The sequence below is a fragment of the Cohnella sp. GCM10027633 genome, assembly GCF_042675445.1.
Taxonomy (GTDB): Bacteria; Bacillota; Bacilli; order Paenibacillales; family Paenibacillaceae; genus Cohnella.
Map to the genome: position 1 here is coordinate 1,042,089 of NZ_JBHTGV010000001.1, position 16,688 is coordinate 1,058,776.

Annotated in this window: 8 protein-coding genes; 3 read left to right on the plus strand and 5 right to left on the minus strand. The window is 56.6% G+C overall.

Annotated elements, in window-relative coordinates; genetic code table 11:
• Positions 1-48: 48 nt before the first annotated feature.
• Both ACFQZG_RS04525 and ACFQZG_RS04530 read right to left on the minus strand, forming a co-directional pair.
• Entirely contained in the window at positions 49-7,539 is a 7,491-nt protein-coding gene (locus ACFQZG_RS04525) for an immunoglobulin-like domain-containing protein (protein ID WP_378150313.1), read from the minus strand.
• Between the two features lie 314 nt (positions 7,540-7,853).
• Positions 7,854-11,237 (minus strand): DUF5107 domain-containing protein, encoded by a 3,384-nt coding sequence (locus ACFQZG_RS04530; RefSeq protein ID WP_378150315.1) that lies wholly within the window; start codon positions 11,235-11,237, stop codon positions 7,854-7,856.
• Positions 11,238-11,365: 128 nt separating this feature from the next.
• On the opposite strand from ACFQZG_RS04530, the gene ACFQZG_RS04535 reads away from it, so the two are divergent.
• Positions 11,366-12,253 (plus strand): AraC family transcriptional regulator, encoded by an 888-nt coding sequence (locus tag ACFQZG_RS04535; RefSeq protein WP_378150317.1) that lies wholly within the window; start codon positions 11,366-11,368, stop codon positions 12,251-12,253.
• Positions 12,254-12,256: 3 nt separating this feature from the next.
• On the opposite strand, the gene ACFQZG_RS04540 is transcribed toward ACFQZG_RS04535, so the two are convergent.
• Positions 12,257-13,129: a sugar phosphate isomerase/epimerase family protein gene (locus tag ACFQZG_RS04540; protein WP_378150318.1), complete on the minus strand. Its 873-nt coding sequence runs from the start codon at positions 13,127-13,129 to the stop codon at positions 12,257-12,259.
• Between the two features lie 126 nt (positions 13,130-13,255).
• Positions 13,256-13,651 carry a VOC family protein gene (locus tag ACFQZG_RS04545; protein ID WP_378150320.1) on the minus strand — a complete coding sequence of 132 codons (396 nt, stop codon included), beginning with the start codon at positions 13,649-13,651 and terminating at the stop codon, positions 13,256-13,258.
• A 141-nt stretch (positions 13,652-13,792) separates the two neighbouring features.
• Here ACFQZG_RS04545 and ACFQZG_RS04550 point away from each other — a divergent pair, with 141 nt between their 5' ends.
• Positions 13,793-14,257, plus strand: a complete 465-nt coding sequence (locus ACFQZG_RS04550; RefSeq protein WP_378150321.1) for a ferritin family protein — start codon at positions 13,793-13,795, stop codon at positions 14,255-14,257.
• A 55-nt stretch (positions 14,258-14,312) separates the two neighbouring features.
• Here ACFQZG_RS04550 and ACFQZG_RS04555 read toward each other — a convergent pair whose 3' ends face one another.
• On the minus strand, positions 14,313-15,680 hold the full coding sequence (locus tag ACFQZG_RS04555) for an MATE family efflux transporter (protein ID WP_378150323.1): 1,368 nt from the start codon (positions 15,678-15,680) through the stop codon (positions 14,313-14,315).
• A 124-nt stretch (positions 15,681-15,804) separates the two neighbouring features.
• Here ACFQZG_RS04555 and ACFQZG_RS04560 point away from each other — a divergent pair, with 124 nt between their 5' ends.
• Positions 15,805-16,677 carry a helix-turn-helix domain-containing protein gene (locus ACFQZG_RS04560; protein WP_378150325.1) on the plus strand — a complete coding sequence of 291 codons (873 nt, stop codon included), beginning with the start codon at positions 15,805-15,807 and terminating at the stop codon, positions 16,675-16,677.
• Positions 16,678-16,688: the final 11 nt, after the last annotated feature.

Here is a 16,688-nt window from a genome sequence, read left to right on the forward strand (position 1 = left end):
AAGCCGGGGAGGCGCTCCCCGGCTTCTTGTCTTCTGCTTCGCAATCGACTACACGATATAGATTTCGCGGATTTGCGTGTTTCCTTTCGTGTCGACGTACACTTGATAGTCGCCCACCGCATACGTCCCTTTCGCGTTATTCTTGATCGAGAACGTCCGTTGAATGTCAAGGAACGAACCGTCGGAATAGGTTTCCCTAACCGTGATATGCAAGTTATTCCGATTGCCGCTCAGCTTCTCTACGTATGCAGTCGGCGTCGCGTCGATCAACGTGGCGGGAGGGTCCAGCAACGCCAGTAACGCCGTCTTCGCATCGCCGTCCGCCAGTACCGAGACATAGTTGCGCGCGGTGGCGAGATCGGCTTCGGCTCCCGACGCGAGAGCGATGTTAACGGCAGCCGTTGCCGACGCTTCAAGCTTCTCCTCGTATTCGCCCGCGTTCAACAGATAGAGATTCGTGAATAAATCCGAATTCTTCAGATGTCCGGCCACGACTTCGAACGTACCTCTGGTGCCCTCGGATTCTCCCGGTCCGTCGGATTCGTTGAGCATGATCGATACGCCGATTCTGCCGTTCGCGAGCAACGATGCAGCATTCGCGTGAACGGTATTGAACGGAATCTTCAAATCGTAGATCGTCGTATTCGCAGCTTCGTCTCTCGTAATGTTCGCCACGATATCCGTGATCGGCGCCGTCGGCGCATTGCCGCCCGAAGGACGCGTCCATGCCCATACGATTTCTTCGCCTCCGTTGTTCAGCGTAAAGCCGAATTCGTTCCGCGTCGTACTATTGGTTGCGGGATTACGCAGATCGATGCCTAGCTGCAGGTTGTCTTCCCTCCAGATGTTGCCGCCAGTCTGGTTGCTATAGTGCACGTCGTCCGTAACGACGATGTACGCGTATAGATTGCCGTCGTCCCATGCGTAACGCGCTTGTACGCCGAGATCTTGCGGGCCGTCCCACATTCCCATCGTTACGTAATCTTCGGTGTCCATGACATATGCCGGGGTTGCGGCGTTCTTCGCCGGATTCACCGTACCGGCGGCGGTTACCTTCTCGGCATATGCCTCGTCGAACTTCGCCGTATAGGTGTAGGACTTGCCGTCTTCAAGCTGGAGCTTGAACGTGATCAGACCCGCGACGTAATACGGCAAATCTACGTTTACGGACTCGCCTGCCGCAAGCGCGTTGAACGGGATCGGAGCGAAATCGCCGGCGTATGCCGACGGGGATACGATGGTCAGCGTCCCTGGCGCGGAGGTTCTACCTCCGACGTTATACTTGAAGTTGAATCGTTGTCCGGCGCCGCTATTGATCATACTGAACACGAACGGTTCCGCCAGTAAATCCGAGCCGTAAATGCCGTACGGATTGTTGGTCGGCGCGCTGTTCCTCAAGCCGGACGCGTAATAGTTGTTGCTAAGCTCGATCGAAGTGCCGCCTTCTCGCAACATGGCATACACGTTATTGTTCTGGCCGTTCTTGGACGGCTGGAAGTAAGAAGAGTAGACGTGCGCTTGGCCTGCATGGACTTCAATCCCCGGATTGCCCGCCGGAAGCTGCGTGAAGTTGCCTTGCTGGATGCGAACGATGCCGTTATTGACGATCGCTCCCGCTACGCTAGGGCTGCCCCAGAACGCGCTGTTGTACAGGACGAGTTCGGCGTCGGGGTGGATCTTGGTCGTATTCGGCACGTCGCCCATCCTGACGTATGCCCTGTTCGGTTCCGTCGCGATGTTCGTATTGACCAGTTCCGAGTTGATCGCGATGATCTTCGTGTGTTCGTCCGCGTCTTCCACGTACAGAGAGTACGCGCATCCGTCCGAGCCGTGACCGATCATCGTTAATTTGCCCGGGTAAGCGAATTGGCCGTTGCCCAAGTCTCTCTTCAGGAAGTGCACGCCGTAGACCGAACCGAATACGAAGTTGTTGAAAATCGTCTCGTCTTCCACGTCGGTGAATTTGAGCGCGCTGAGGTATCTTTGCACGAATCCGTACAGATCGCCTGAAGGCGCCGTGTAGCCTTGGCCCCCCGGAAGTCTTAGCGCGTAATGCGGATTGAGCTGCATATTGCGGATGAATCCGCCTTCCGAGCCTCCGCCGACCCAGATGCCCGCTCTCAAGAGCGTGCCGCCCAAGTAATCGACATAATGACCGTCGGTTCGGTAGGTAGCGAGGTCGATGCCCTTGTCCCCGATCGGGATCGTTAAGTTGATCGCGTATACGCCTGCGCCTTGCCCTTGCACCAAGAACGGCGTCTTCAACGTCTGTTCGGGATTGTTAAGATTGACGCTGGTCAAGTTCGCTTGCGTAACATTAATTCCTCTGATGCCCGCGTTAGCCTGAAGCTGAATCAGAGAAGCTCCGTTCTCTCCCTGGGCGCCGCCGGCGTACGTCGTGAAGATCGCCGTGCCGCCGCCTTGCGTATGGTGCTGTACGTCCCATGTGCCTCTGATCTCGACGCCTTCGGGAACGATGACGGGAGAATTCAGCAGGTATCTGCCGCCCGGCAAATATACGGTGCCGCCGTCGTGTTGAGCTTCAATATAGTTCAGAGCAGCCTGTAATCGCGCAGAGATATCCACGGTCGGCGCGCTGCTCGTTAACGAGCGCGGGAAGTCCAGTCTCAGCACGGCGTTCGATGCCGGTCTCGGGTGCGCGTCGATATCCGTCTTGACGTCCTTCGGAATCGGTTCGAACAGATAGTCGACGTCATTCGCGATTTGAACCGTGACGTTGCTGCTGCCGCCATCAACGTCAAGATTCAGATTATCGATGTGCTCCGCAAGGTTAGCGCTCTCGATGTTCAGGTTATAGCCGGAATTCACCGACTTGAACGTTCCGAAGTTGGCTCCGAGACGCGCGTGTTTGTCCGCTTGCTTGAAGTTGCTCTGGGTTACCAACGCATTACCCCGATTGCGGAAGTCGAGCGCGTAATCGTCATACTCGTCGAACGTGCTATCCTCGAAAGAGATGACCCCGCCTCTGGCGTCGCTTACGATCGGACCTTTGAACGTGACGCCGTTGAATTGGACGGACGTGTCGAAGCGTTCGTTGAAGTACGCCGCAACGTCGCCTCCGAATTCCGAATTCGAGAGCAGCAGACCGAAGCCGTTGACGTTGTCGAGATAGATGCCCGTCTGGCTGTCCTCGATCTTCAAGCCGTAGAATTGCGCGTTCGGCGCTTCGTCGCCGCCCGGTTCTCTTCCGATCCACATCCCCGTCTTATACCCGGAAATATTCAGTCCGGATACGTATTCCCAGTCGGAGCGGTGCATCATGAAGCCGGTGGCGTTCGCTCTCGTGTAGGCTCTTACCTCCGAAAGCGCCGGAGCGCCTTCAAGTCCCGAATTCGCCCAATACGCCGGGTCGATGTCGACATTCTCAATTCGCCCGATGTCCGTACAGGTATGAACCACGATTCCTTTGTACAGCGCCGTCATGTTGCTGTTCAGCACGTAATGCATCTCGCTCGGCAGGGAGATGAAGCCTCCCCAAGCGTTGACAAGAGTGACGTTGTCCAGCGTTACGCTGTTGCCGCTTCTCTGATAGAACGTCCACGGATACGGAATGCCGCGAATCGTCTCGAATTCCCCCGTCTTCCGGCCGTCTTCGTTCCTCTTCTCGACGACGGTTTCGGCCGTAAGATCCTGCTCGGGATACCAGACCGACAGGTTCGTTACGCCCGTTCCTTGCTCCATGTCGATGAATCGATCCGATACGTTCGCGACCTTCTTCCCGCCGGTCTGATTCTCGCGCTCGTCGGAGTCGACGTACGTGTCATAATTGGCGGATCCCTTGCCGGCATAGACGGCAAGAACGGTTCCGTCGATCGTACCGTCGTAGCCGGCCGCGTCCGGGTTATCCCATTCGCCGCGAAGCTGTACGCCAGCCCGCAATTGCAACACTTGCTTGTATTCGTAAGTGGTATTGCCCGTCGTGCTTCGAACGCTGATAACGCCCGTCGTTTCCGTACGGAACGCATAGGTTCCCGCCGGAATATAGACAACGCCGCCGCCGTCATTGTAAGCCGCGTCGATGGCCGCTTGGAAGGCTTCTCTGTTATCGAAATCGACGAGGTTCTCATCGGCTGCCATCGCTTCCGTCTTCGCGCCGAAATCGAGTACGTTGTAGTCGGAGATCGCCCAATCCTTCGCGTCGTTCGCCTGCGCGATTGCCGTTCTCATGTACTTCGCGTAATCGTATCGGTCCGGAACGGTCAGCGCGAAATGCTTCGTCTGCGTTACGGGAGAGGCTACCGGACCTCTCTTCACCGTCGCCGTGAGGGTTACGGTACCTGCGCCGTCAGGACGGTTCGTCGGGATAACGCCTGCGGCGGTAATGCGGGCGGCGTCGGACGTGGTCCAAGTAATATCCGTCATATTGTCGCCCATCGACGGAAGTACGAGGTTCGTCGTCACGTTCGCCTGAGTAACGTTCACGCCTTTAATCGAATCCCATGTTAGTTTGTTGATCATATGCGCCACCGCATCCGCATCGGTCCCGGTACCCGTTCCGCGAACGACGATCGAGAAGGTTTTGACGACCGGCGTCGCCGTGCCTTTGCTAATCGTCGCCGTGAGGGTTACGGCTTCGTTGTTTTCTTGACGCGCTACCGCGCCGGTGCCGCCGTTAATGACCGCGTTATTCGTGGAGGCCCATACGATGTTCGTTCTCGCCGACCCCGCCGTAGCAAGCGTCAAATCGGATTCAACCAGATCTTGTCTCGTGTTGGTCCCCTTGATCGCATCCCAAGTGAGCGCGTCCGATGCGAGTTGAATCGCTTCCGCGTCCGTCGGCGGAATTTCGGTAATTCGGATGCTCTGGATGATGGCTCCGGCCGTAGCGAAGCGTAGGTGCGCGCCTTGATTTTGCAAACCTGCCGCGAAGTTCGCTCCGTTCAGTACAACCTTGGACGTTACCCAATTGTTGCCGCTTCCCGTCGCCGGAAGGCTGGCCGAACGATACGCGTCATACCCGGAGAAGTTGCCTGGATAGATGGTATTATAGTGCAACGAGATGCCGCCGGTCGCGCTCGGTCTCCAGTAGGTGACCGCCAGTTCGGCCTTGTTCACTTGCGCCAGCCGATCGTCGTTCGCGATGACGTAAATAAAGTCGCCGACCTTCACGGATCCCCTCTCGGCGCCCGCTCCGCCTTGCTGTCCGTACACGACCGGACTGCCGTCGCCGTCTAGGCTGATGCCGACGCCGTCGCCCTGAAGCTTGTTGCCCGATTGAACGAACGTGCCGGAATCGTTGAAGTCGATGAACGCTTCGGCAAGCTCGTTAGCCGTACTGGATACCGTCAGAGCGAAAGGTACCTGAACAGGCGTTGCGCTGCCTTTGCTTATGGTCGCCGTAAGGGTTACGGCTTGGTCATCGTCGGAGTCGCGGGTTACGTTGCCCGTCGCGGTGTCGATGATGCCCGTCGGTGCAGCCGACCAGACGATAGCCGTATCGTTCGCGCCCGTTGTCGGAAGCGTCAACGCCGTTCTTACTTCGGACGGATTCGCGTTCGCGTTCTTGATGGCGTCCCAGGTGAGCTGGGCCGCGGCGTCCGCTATCGCCTGGTTGTCGTCGAGATGCTCGACCTTCGCTCTCGTATGCGTTCCCGCAAAAGGATACTGCGTATTCGAAGCCGTGCGAGCGAACGTATAATAGGCGTTGCCTGCAGGTTTGACAACCGTTGCGGCATACACGCCGGAATTAAGGGTACCCGTCGTCCATTCGCCTTCCGCCGGAGCGCTGCCGGTCGCGTTGATCGCGAACTGCACGGCCTGACCGTTCGCCGGCGCCGCCGAAGACAGCGTAACGTTGCCGGCCGTCTCTACTGCCGACGGAACCGGTCTCGGAGAATCCGCGGAGCTCTGGAAGCGCGGGTTCTTCACGTAGATGTCGCCTTGGGGCAACGATGCCCATTGCATTTGCAATCTCCCGGCGTCAACCGTGTCCAGTTTAACGGGATTGAAGCCATTCGGAGAATTAGCCGCCGATAATTGCGCGGCTACCGTGATCCATCCGTTAGCCGGTCCGTTTCTCATCTCGCTAACGTTAAGGTTCAGACGTGAATTCGTATCAAGATTGTTGCCGCCGGCCGCAATGGCAACCCAGTTATTTCCGTTGAAATTTAATAGGTCCGTATGCGTAACGTACATATCGAACACGAAATACTGATTCGCGTAGCCTAATAAATCCTGATTGCCGCCGCTATTGATGAAGCGGGCATCCCAGATCCGTTCGGCGCCCGCGCCGATTCTTCCGGCGCCCAGCTTGAACGCGTTATTGCCGTCCGGCGCGACCGCGTTCGCTCCCTCGTTGCTATTCGGGAAGAACGTCGCGGCCCGAGCGTTGACCGCCGCCGGCGCGGCTTTCACCGTCAAAGTAAAAGCTTTCGTAGCGCTTGCGGCACCCTTGGTAATCGTCGCCGTGAGCACGACGGTTTTGTCCGCTTCTCTATTCAGCAAGCGATTGACGCTACCGGAGTTGCTAATCGCCGCGTTGTCCGAGGACCAGGCTACGTTCGTCGTGCCGATTGCGGTAGGAAGACTCAGCTGCGATTTCACGTCGCTATCTTGCGCATTACCGCCTTTAATAGTATCCCAAGTCAAGGACGCTGCCGCCGTATCAACCAACGTTTGTTCGTCGATCGACGTTACGGTCGTTCTTGTCGATGCGCCGATAAAGCCGTAAGTGCCGTCTGCCTTCGCGCGTGCGAATACATAATAGGTGCTAGCCGAAGGTAAAGAGGCGAACTGGTAGGAATAGACGCCGCCGTTGTTCACGCCGTCCGCCCAACCGGACGCGGGAGCGTTCCCGTCTTCGCTGATCGCGAATTCCACCGCTTGGCCGCTAGCCGGCGCGTTCGCCGATACCGTTCGCGTTGCCACGTCGAGAGCGGGAACCGTCGAAGGGGTCAGCGGGGCGCCTAACGTGCTTTTCTGGAACCGAGGGTTCTTCATGAACACGGGGGTGCTAGGAACGCTGGGATCCCATTGCAGGTGCATGGCCAGTCTTGTTACTTGGTCCAGCCAGGCGTCATTGAAGTTTCCGGCTACGGTACTGGACGAAGATAGCTTCGTATAGACCGTTGCCCATGTGCCGACCGCCGCGCTCGCGACCCCGCTCAGATTCAGTTGAAGGCGAGAATCGTTGTTGAACTTATCCCCGGAGGGGTTGCTGTCGCTTACGATAACGAGCCAGTTATTCCCCGCCATATTTTTGAAGCTGGCATTAGGAACGTACAGCTCGAAGACGAAGTAGCCGTCCCGATAAGCCGATACGTCTCTTAGCGGAGACACGCTCGGCGTGAAGAGATTATCCCACGGACCGCCGCCCTTCGCCGTTCCGGTGTTCAAACTCCACGCGGTCTGACCGTCCGGCGCTTGGGTTGCGGTCGCCGTATTGCCGTCCGAGCCTGCGTTTACGGTCAATAGCTGAAGTGCGTCTCCCCATGCCGCGCTGACTGACTTAGACGGAGTAAACATCGTGAATAGCATCGCCGATACGAGCAACAGTGCTAGAAACCGTCTTTTAAACATTCCTAATTTTCCTCCCAATCTATAATGGCTTGTTGCATCGTCCGCAACCGATACGTTGTTAGCGCTTTCACGGGCAACAAAAAAACAGGATAAAGAAAGCGATAAGCGTACGTGCAAATACGTAATCTTACTACTTTATTTACCCTGTTCCCGGGACTGACTCTGTATGTATTGCGGACTAATCCTATCATACGAATGTTGAAATCGAGTTCCTATGGGGCAATCTTCTCCTTTACGTAGGCAATATTGTCCGACTGCATGGAATCGGCGAGGAGATAAAAGAGCCGTCGGCGCTAGACCGACGGCTCCTGCCGCTATTCCCTTACAACGAGCGTAGCTTGCGATTCGATTAACGCCAAGTGAATGCCGGCGCCCGCATGATTCGCGTCGAGCGCGAGAGCGGCTTGGAGTTCCCGCTTCGCTTCGGCTTCGCGTCCTAGGCCGAACAGACCGAGTCCGCGCATGAACAAGCAATGGATGCGGTTGCGCTTGTTCAGATCGTCCTCGAAGACGAGGAAGTCCGGCAGCGATACGGCGAAGTAATCGAACTTCACGTCGTCGCGCGCATGCTTCTCCGCGTAATCGACGAGCTTGTAGAACCGGCGCTTCGCTTCCTTCGAGACGCCGCGTTTGAGCCATGCCAATCCCTGATAGAAGATCATCTCCGGCGGCTGGTCGTTGTAGTACATGGCGCCGGTCGGTTCTTCGAGCCCTTCGGATGCCCGGCGGAAGCTCGTCTTGGCCAACTCGGCTCGTCCCGCGCGCTCGTAAGCGAGTCCGAGATAGTAGTAAATATGGTTCTCTTGCGCGCCTTCGAGCTTGCCTTCCCCGAGACGCTCCGGATAGACGAGAGCCGCCTCCAGGTGCGCGATCGCCTCATCGTTCCGATCGCCGGCAAGCGCCAGCTTCGCCAGCTCGACGTGCGACAGGACGTGCTGTCCCGTCGCCTTGCCCTCGCCGCCTTCCCACGGATGGAACGTGCGGACTTCGAGCGCGACAAGCGCCGCTTGATGTTGTCCCGTCGCGTTCAAGAGCGCGACGTATTCCAAGTACAGATCGTCCCGCCGATCGACGATCGGCTTGCGGGCGGACAAGAACGAGAGGCGCCATTCGGACGCGTACGCCAGTTTCTTATACAGCTGATCCAGCTCGTAGAGGACGCGGGCGTCGTCTTCGTTCGACAAGTACGCCTTCTCCAGCGACGTCAGCGCGCGATCCGCTTCGTTCAGCTTATTGTAATAGGCAAGCGCGAGATTGCGATGCACGGTCGGGAAGGCGTCGTTCGACTCGCGGGACGATTCCCATGCGGCGACGGCGTCCATGTGCCGCTTCTTGTCATAGAACCAGTTGCCCAGATAGTAGTTCGCCTTGTCGTCGGCGCCGTTCGCGCGGATCGCGCTCTCCAGAACAAGCAAGTCGAACAGGTTGTTCGGGAAGCAATAGTCCGGTGCAGCTTGTCTCCCCGCTTCTCTGTAGCTCGCCGCGGCGGACGCGTCTCCGGCGCGTTCGTGCAAGTATCCGAGCGTGTAGTGAACCATCGGGTAAGCGGCGGCGGACGCATCCGGCGCGATCCGGTTCAGGACGGCGATCGCCTCCTCGTTCAAGCCCGCGAACGCATAGTCGGCAGCGAGGTTCAAGTAGTTGTGCGGATCGTCGCGCATCAGCTTCGCAAGCTCGGCCAGACCGTTCGCGGAACCCGCACGATCGCCTGCCGCGGCCAGCGCGAGCGCTCGCTCGTTGGCGGAACCGAAGTCCGCGACGTCGATCGCGAGCGTCTCCGCCGCATAGGCGGCAGCTTCGCCGTTCCGTCCGAGCCGGCGCAACAGCGCCGCCTTCAGATGACGCGCTTTGTAGTTGCGCGCGTTGCGAACGATGGAACGCTCGGCGAGCTCCAGCGCTTCGTCGAACGAGCCGTTGGCGGCAGCGATCTGCGCGAGCGTGAAATAGCCGGCGTCTTGCCAGGCCGCGGACCACGTCGATTTGTATAGCGCCGCGAACGCTTCCTTATCTCTGCCCTGGAACTTCAGCGCGACGCCGAGCTGGTACAGCGCCTCGCTGTCGTAAGGGTTCGGGTTGCGCCAAGTGAGCGACTTCACGGCGGTCCGGAAGCAGCTCTCTGCTTCGGCGAACAAGCCTCGGCGGAGCAGCAGCGTGCCGTACGCGACGTTAATCCGGATATCGGAAGGATCTCGCTTCAACCCTTCGAGATAGTACGCTTCGGGCTCGAAGGTGGCGTGACGGTATTGCTCCAAGTGCAAGCCGGCCAAGTACAGCTGCTCGTTCGTGCGAAGCTCCCGCGGCTCCGGCAACGGCTTCGCCGCTTCGGGAACTTCCTCGATCGATGGCTCCGCCGGCCGATAGGAGATGAGCAGTCGGCCTTCGGCGTCGCGAACCGACACGATCAAGTCGTGCGGCCGGTCGTCCTCGTCCAAGGTGACGATCGTCTTGAACGTCGACACCGGGGATAGCGTAACGGCATCCTTGAAGTACGTACGCCGCTTCCCTTTCAATTCGACCGTCGCGCCTTCGAAGACGGACGTCGCGTAAGCGAGCACGGTCGCTTCGCGCTTCGCCTCGTCGACCTCGAGATTGACGGCCGCGTCGATCGAAGCGTTCTTGACGACGCCGATGTTCTTATACGGCATGAAGTATTGCGTGAACGATTTCTCCTCGTAAGGAGCAAGCCAAGTGAAATCCGGTTGGTTGTCCGTGTAGACGCCGGTCATCAGCTCGATGTACGGTCCGTCCTCGTCCGTCAGGTTGCGGTCCCACGCTTGGCCGAACTCCCCGTTGCCCCACGTCCACTGCTTCTTCCCCGGGGATACGTGATGGTTGGCGACGTGCAGCAGACCTGCTTGAACCCCATGATCGTATCCTCCGACGAAGTTAAAGTCGGATTTGTAAGCCATGTACGACGTCGGTACAGGGATATTGCGGTAGCGCGAGATATCGACGCCCGCGGAATAGTCCATCTTGTAGTACGTCCCCGTCGCGATCGGGAACTTGGACACGTCGCGCTTGCCGTGGTCGAAGACGGCCGTCACGTCCGGCGGGAATACCGATTGCGTGTGATCGTTGACGGCGACCGCCGGATTCGCCCACCAGAGGAACGTCTGCGGCTCCGGCGTCCGGTTGTACAGCTGCGCGGAAATTTCCAAGTACGCTTTGCCCGGGCGGAGCGTGAAGCCGGCGGTCACCTTCGTGCCGTACATCCGATCGATCTCGCTCACCCATACGGTGGCGCTCCCGTCCTCGCGCTCTTCGAGCTTGTACTCCACCGGTCCGTACGTGTTCGGACGGTGGTGCTGCGGCCAATTGAACTCGATGCCGCCCGAGATCCACGGTCCCGCCAAGCCAACTAGCGCAGGCTTGATGACGCGGTTGTAATAGACGAAGTCGTAATCGTTCGTCTTGTCCAGCGCGCGATAGATCCGGCCGCCGAGCTCCGGCATGATCTCGATGCGCACGTATTCGTTCTCCAATATGACCATGCGGTACGTTTGCGGTTTCTTGTCGTCTTCGATCTTATCGATGACCGGATGAGGATATACTCTTCCGGAGCTTCCTTGATACACGCGTTTCTCCAGGAACATCGGATTGCGATCGGGTTCGCCGATCCCGTAAGTCGGAATGGAGACGTCTTCTTCCCGAATCCGAACGGATTCGTTCACGCCGGACGTCTTTGCTTGATGTGCCATATTCATATTCCTCCTTTGCTTGATATTCTTACTTTAAGATTTTAATAACACTTAGCCAATTCACGGTATTCGGATTATAATGGAGTATATTCTTATTTTTCATTAAACCAATGACAGAGGTGACATAGATGGCTTCGATCCAAAAGCGCGAAGGATTCCACGAGGAGAAATTGTTCGTGCTGCCCGATTATTTGGCGGCCGAGCTGATGACGTTCGAACTAACCCGGAGCCTATACGTCAGCGATATCGGTTACTTCCCCCGCGCCCTCTATCATTATCGCGAGCGCCCGGAGGGCTGCGACGCGCATATTTTCATCTATTGCGCGGACGGGCAGGGCTGGGTGGAATTCGACGGCAAGCTCGCTCCGCTAGGCGAACGGCAGCTTGCCGTCATTCCCGCGGGAATGCCGCACCGTTACGGCGCGTCCGCGGAGGCTCCCTGGAGTATCTACTGGTTCCATCTGAAAGGCGAACAGGTTGCGGCCCATCTGCGGCTGTACGGACTAGGCGGCGCTCCCGTCTCTCTCTCTCTCGGCTTGGAGGATCGGCTTCTCGACAGCTTCGACCGCTGCTACGGACTGCTGGCGGACAAGCCGTACTCCCTTCCCGCGCAAGTCCATGTGTCCCAGACGATCGGACAATTGCTCGGCGCCGTCGGCCTCGCGTCGTCCGGCTCCAATCGCCTTCGCAAGCGCGAAGAGGACTTGGAGCGCGCGATCCGCTACATGAACGCGCATATCGGGTCGTCCGTCACCCTCGGGGAGCTCGCGATGCATACGGGACTTTCCAAGCAGCATCTCATCTACTTGTTCAAGCAAGAGACGGGCTTCCCGCCGGTGGACTACTATTTGCGCCTGAAAATGCAAAAAGCCGGCCAGCAATTGAGCCTGACCGGACTTTCCATTAAAGAAATCGCCGCCGAGTTCGGGTTCGGCGACCCGTATTACTTCTCTCGCATGTTCAAGAAACTGATGGGCGTCTCTCCGTCCGAATACCGCAGCGTACCGAAGGGATAAGGCTTACTTCCCCCACAACCGCCGCGCCGTCCGCAACAACAAGAGAGACTGGTTCCAACGATTGCCTAGCTCTTGCGAGCGACCCGCGTATTCATCCGCCGTGATGGCGTATGGAGGCGGGCCAAGCTCGACAACGAAAGGCAACGCGTCTCCGGAACCTGCGCTGGAGCGCCAATGCTCCATCCCTTGCCCCCACCAACGCTCGAAGTGCTTCATCATCGGATGCTCGCCGTCATTGCCGATGTCGACTTGCACTTGTTCGCCGTTCGATACTCTTGCATGAAAGGCGGAAGCCCGATGCAGCAGCTTGCCGAATAACGCCTCTGCTTCTTCGGTGATCGTATGCATCTCGCCCGCCACCACGTAATGCGACAGATCGATCGTCAACCGAAGATTCTCAAGACGTTCGATATAATCGACCGTGCGGAGCAAATCCTGCGTAATGGTGCCGCGATGCGTCTCGATATACGCCGGAATTCCATGCCAGGCGGACAATCTATGGATATCCTGAAGGAAGTCCACGGCAAGCCGATCCACGAGAAAAGGCGTCATGACCTGAACGTTAATATGCTGGATATCGCCGTATGCCTTCGCTCGCGCTAGATAATGCTCCATATCTTCCGCCGACTTCGGATAAGCATTCACGCTAAACGACAGCTTGTACTTCTCGAGCAACCTTTTCCATCTATCCTCGTCCTCGAGAGCGGGAATGAACCCGTTGATTCCGTCGAACCCGGCTTCGGCAATCATAGCCACCCGTTCTTCGACCGTGCGGGCTTGGATATACGGTTCCAACCCCGTCATCCCCCACCAGGACATCTGCACGTCGAGTCTAGGCGATCGCTCTAGCTCGGCATTGATAATCGAGTTCGTCACCGCAATATCCTCCATCCGGATTCATTTCAAACCCAAGTATAGGCCGCATGGAGAGAATATGGCAGTAAGGATTCTGCTATATTGTTTATGGAATCCTGCTACATGAAATAGAGGATAGAGGACTTCTTATTCATAATTGATTTGCCATGAAACGCCGAATCGGTCGTTCAACCAACCGAACTTTTTACTGAACCCGTAATTACCTAACGGCATTAGCGCTTTTCCATCTACATTAAGTTTCCCGTATAGCTCGTCGATTTCTTCCTCCGTGCTGCATGCGATATAGATCGAGAATGACGGCGTAAAAGTAAAGGCATGCTTGACATTACTGTCAATGCACATGAACTCTTGTCCCTTTAACGTGAAAGTAGCCTGGAACACGGTTCCTTCTGTTCCCGGTTCATTAGGGCCGTATCGAACAATGCGCGTGATTGCGGAATCTTCGATGATCGACGTATAGAAATTCATCGCTTCTTCCGCCTTGCCGTCTTGAAACATTAAGAAGGGGATTACCTTGTCCATTCTATATTCCTCCCTATATCTTTCGCTGGACAATATTTTACCTTAAACTGGGGTTACTTCGCTATTCGTTAATTCACACCTTTCGAGCAGTCGTGCATAGGATGACATGTGCCTACTATCCGCTTGGTTCGGAGGATAATGATGTATTACGTAAATTATTATTGGAGAACGACTTCTCTTGTTCCCGTATGGCTCACCACCCCGCAGCAAGCCATTGAATTAATAAAGGAGTCCGTGCAAGGAGAACGAAGCGACGAGCTCTTCTATGACCAGTTGATTAAGATGGCACCGAATGCGCAGCAAGCTGCCGTCATCGCCTCGATAAGAGACGATGAACGCAGCCATAATCGCATGTTTCGGCAAATGTACAGGGACTTCACCGGATCTGAAATCACAGGATCGGTCGATGAAGACATTCCGGTCGTGAAATCGTACATGGGCGGTTTGCAGCAAGCGTTCGATGGCGAATTGGCGGCGGTCGAGAAATACAGAAGGATCTGGTTCGGGCTTCCTCACGGTATCTATAAGGACACCTTGTACGGCATTATCGTTGATGAGCAGAAGCATGCCGCCAAATATAACAACCTGCTATTGCGCAATAAATAATATCGGACTTATCGTATGGTAAACGAGGCTGGCCGCATGGCCAGCCTCGCCTCGTTTATCCCGATCGTTCCGCCATAGACGGGATCGACTGATGCGTTTGCGGTTTCAGTCGGCGCCAACGCCATATGAAGAAGGAAGAACGGACGATTTCATCGATTACCGCCGCAACGAAAACTCCGAGCAAGCCATAGCCTGCAAGGTCTCCCAACCAATAGGCCCCGCCCGCCGCCAGCACCCACATCCCGAACACGGACATGTAACCGACCGAACGCGCTTCCCCGACCGCATTCAACGACGTCGAAGCGAGCAACCCGATGGTCCGGAGCGGCATCCACCCGATCGTGAGAGCAAGAATCGGCATCGCGATTCCGATGATATCGGAGGAAGAAGTGAACAGGGACAGCACTTCATCGCCCAACAAGTAGATCAGCCCCGACACGAATACCACCAACGCCATCCCCGGCACAATCCCGCGGCGAAGGCTTGCGTACATTTCCGCGTGCTCGCCCGCGCCGTACAATTGGCTCACGCGAATGCCCAGTCCCCCCGCGATCGCGCTGGCCGCGATCCACGGCCACTGCTGAATCGTCTGAAGATACGCGTACGCGGCTAGTCGGTCGGAACCCATGTCGGACACGAGTCTCAGAATGACGACTTGCGAGAACCCCCAGGAAACGGCGGTAAGCGAGACGGGCACTCCGATCCTCATGACCTCCCGCAGAATAGCGCGGTCGATCATCAACCACTCCCTCCATTGCCAGGTTGGCTGGAACGTCTTCCATAGCAGCCATCCCGCAAAGGCTAAAGCGGCTAAGCGACTGATTACGGTCGAGTAAGCCGCACCTTCGATGCCGAGTTCGGGGAAGCCTCCGTGTCCGAAGATTAATAGCCAGTTCAGGACAAGATGGACAACGTTCATCCCGACGGATATGTACATCGGTCCCCGTGTGTTGCCGGTACTGCGAATCGCAGCGTTCACGACGGCATGCAAGACGACGATCAACGTGCTTCCTCCGACGATTCGGAGATAAGTGCCGGCGAACGGTTCCACATCCGGAGGCGTGTTCATCAAGTCCAGGACCATTCCCGAATCGATGGCGAAAAACAAACTAACGGCGAGACCCGCGGCCAAGTTAGCCTGAATCGCGATGATGGCGACTCTTCTTGCCCCCTCCAGGTCCCCTCTTCCCCATTTTTGCGCCAGCACGATCGAGACTCCCGCGCTAATCAATGCGAACAAGGTCATGGCGGCCGTAATCAATTGATTGGATATGCCGGAAGCGGATACTGCTTGATCTCCGATACGGCTCACCATAACGGTATCGATCGTCCCCATCAAAAATTGCAAGAAGAGTTCGATCGCGATAGGCCAGGACAAATGCCATAGGGAAAGTCTGTCTCGTCTTGTTGCGACTTGTTTCATATTGCGGTGCCACTCTCCATCGGTATATGATACGATTCCATCATATCGATAAGAGGTCGTGCATTCGATCCCGATATTGCGGTATATTTAACCGATCTTGCGATCAATTGCGCGGAGGTGTCCCTTGCGGAAAGAGTTGTGGCAAGACACGATAGATTTGGTCGACAAAGCTTTCCCCATTAACGTCTTCCATACCGCTTTCCAACCTAACGAAGCTCTTGCCTTGCACTGGCATGAACATTTCGAGATCATTCGGATCGAAAGAGGAACCGCGAAGATCCAAGTCGGCGGCAAGCAATCGATCGGAACCTCCGGAGATATTTACTTCGTCAACAGCGGAGAACTGCATGCGGTATACGAGCCGCAAGACGACTTTCTTATGTACGCGATCGTCTTCCATCCCTCTCTTACCGCTCTGCATGCGGCGGATTCGGCATCCTTGGAACTCGCGGCGCCTTATACGGCCGGTCTCCACACGATTACCGCCGCGCTCCGTCCAGGCAACGAACATTACGGGATGATCAACGGGGTTCTGGATCTGTTGATCGAAGAATTCGGCGGTCGGGGAGATCACTACGAACAAGCGGTTCGTTCGCTCTGTCGCACCGCGTTCATTTGGTTCGCTCGTTGGTTCACGGAGAATACCGCCGACGGCCAACTGCAACAGTTCCGGCATAAGTCCGAACGCTTCAAACACCTGCTGGACTTTATCAGCCAACGCTATATGGAGCCCATCTCGGTGGACCAAGCCGCTAGAATGGTCCATCTTAGCCCCTATCATTTCTGCAAAACGTTCAAGCGGCTTACGGGCCTGACGCTCATTCAATTCGTTAATCTGCAGAGGATCCAAGAAGCCGAACGACTGCTGTGTAATACTTCGCTGCCCATATCCGAAATCGCGGCGAACGTCGGATGCGGCAGCCTGCAAAGCTTCAGCAAACTATACAAGCAATATAGAGGAGGACCGCCAAGCAAATTTCGAAAAGTAACCCAATAAGCACCGGCGGC

What these genes read in the sequence shown, in the direction of transcription:
- ACFQZG_RS04525 (WP_378150313.1), bottom strand. Translation starts at nt 7,539, where the DNA reads ATGTTTAAAAGACGGTTTCTAGCACTGTTGCTCGTATCGGCGATGCTA.
- ACFQZG_RS04530 (WP_378150315.1), bottom strand. Translation starts at nt 11,237, where the DNA reads ATGGCACATCAAGCAAAGACGTCCGGCGTGAACGAATCCGTTCGGATT.
- ACFQZG_RS04535 (WP_378150317.1), top strand. Translation starts at nt 11,366, where the DNA reads ATGGCTTCGATCCAAAAGCGCGAAGGATTCCACGAGGAGAAATTGTTC.
- ACFQZG_RS04545 (WP_378150320.1), bottom strand. Translation starts at nt 13,651, where the DNA reads ATGGACAAGGTAATCCCCTTCTTAATGTTTCAAGACGGCAAGGCGGAA.
- ACFQZG_RS04550 (WP_378150321.1), top strand. Translation starts at nt 13,793, where the DNA reads ATGTATTACGTAAATTATTATTGGAGAACGACTTCTCTTGTTCCCGTA.
- ACFQZG_RS04555 (WP_378150323.1), bottom strand. Translation starts at nt 15,680, where the DNA reads ATGAAACAAGTCGCAACAAGACGAGACAGACTTTCCCTATGGCATTTG.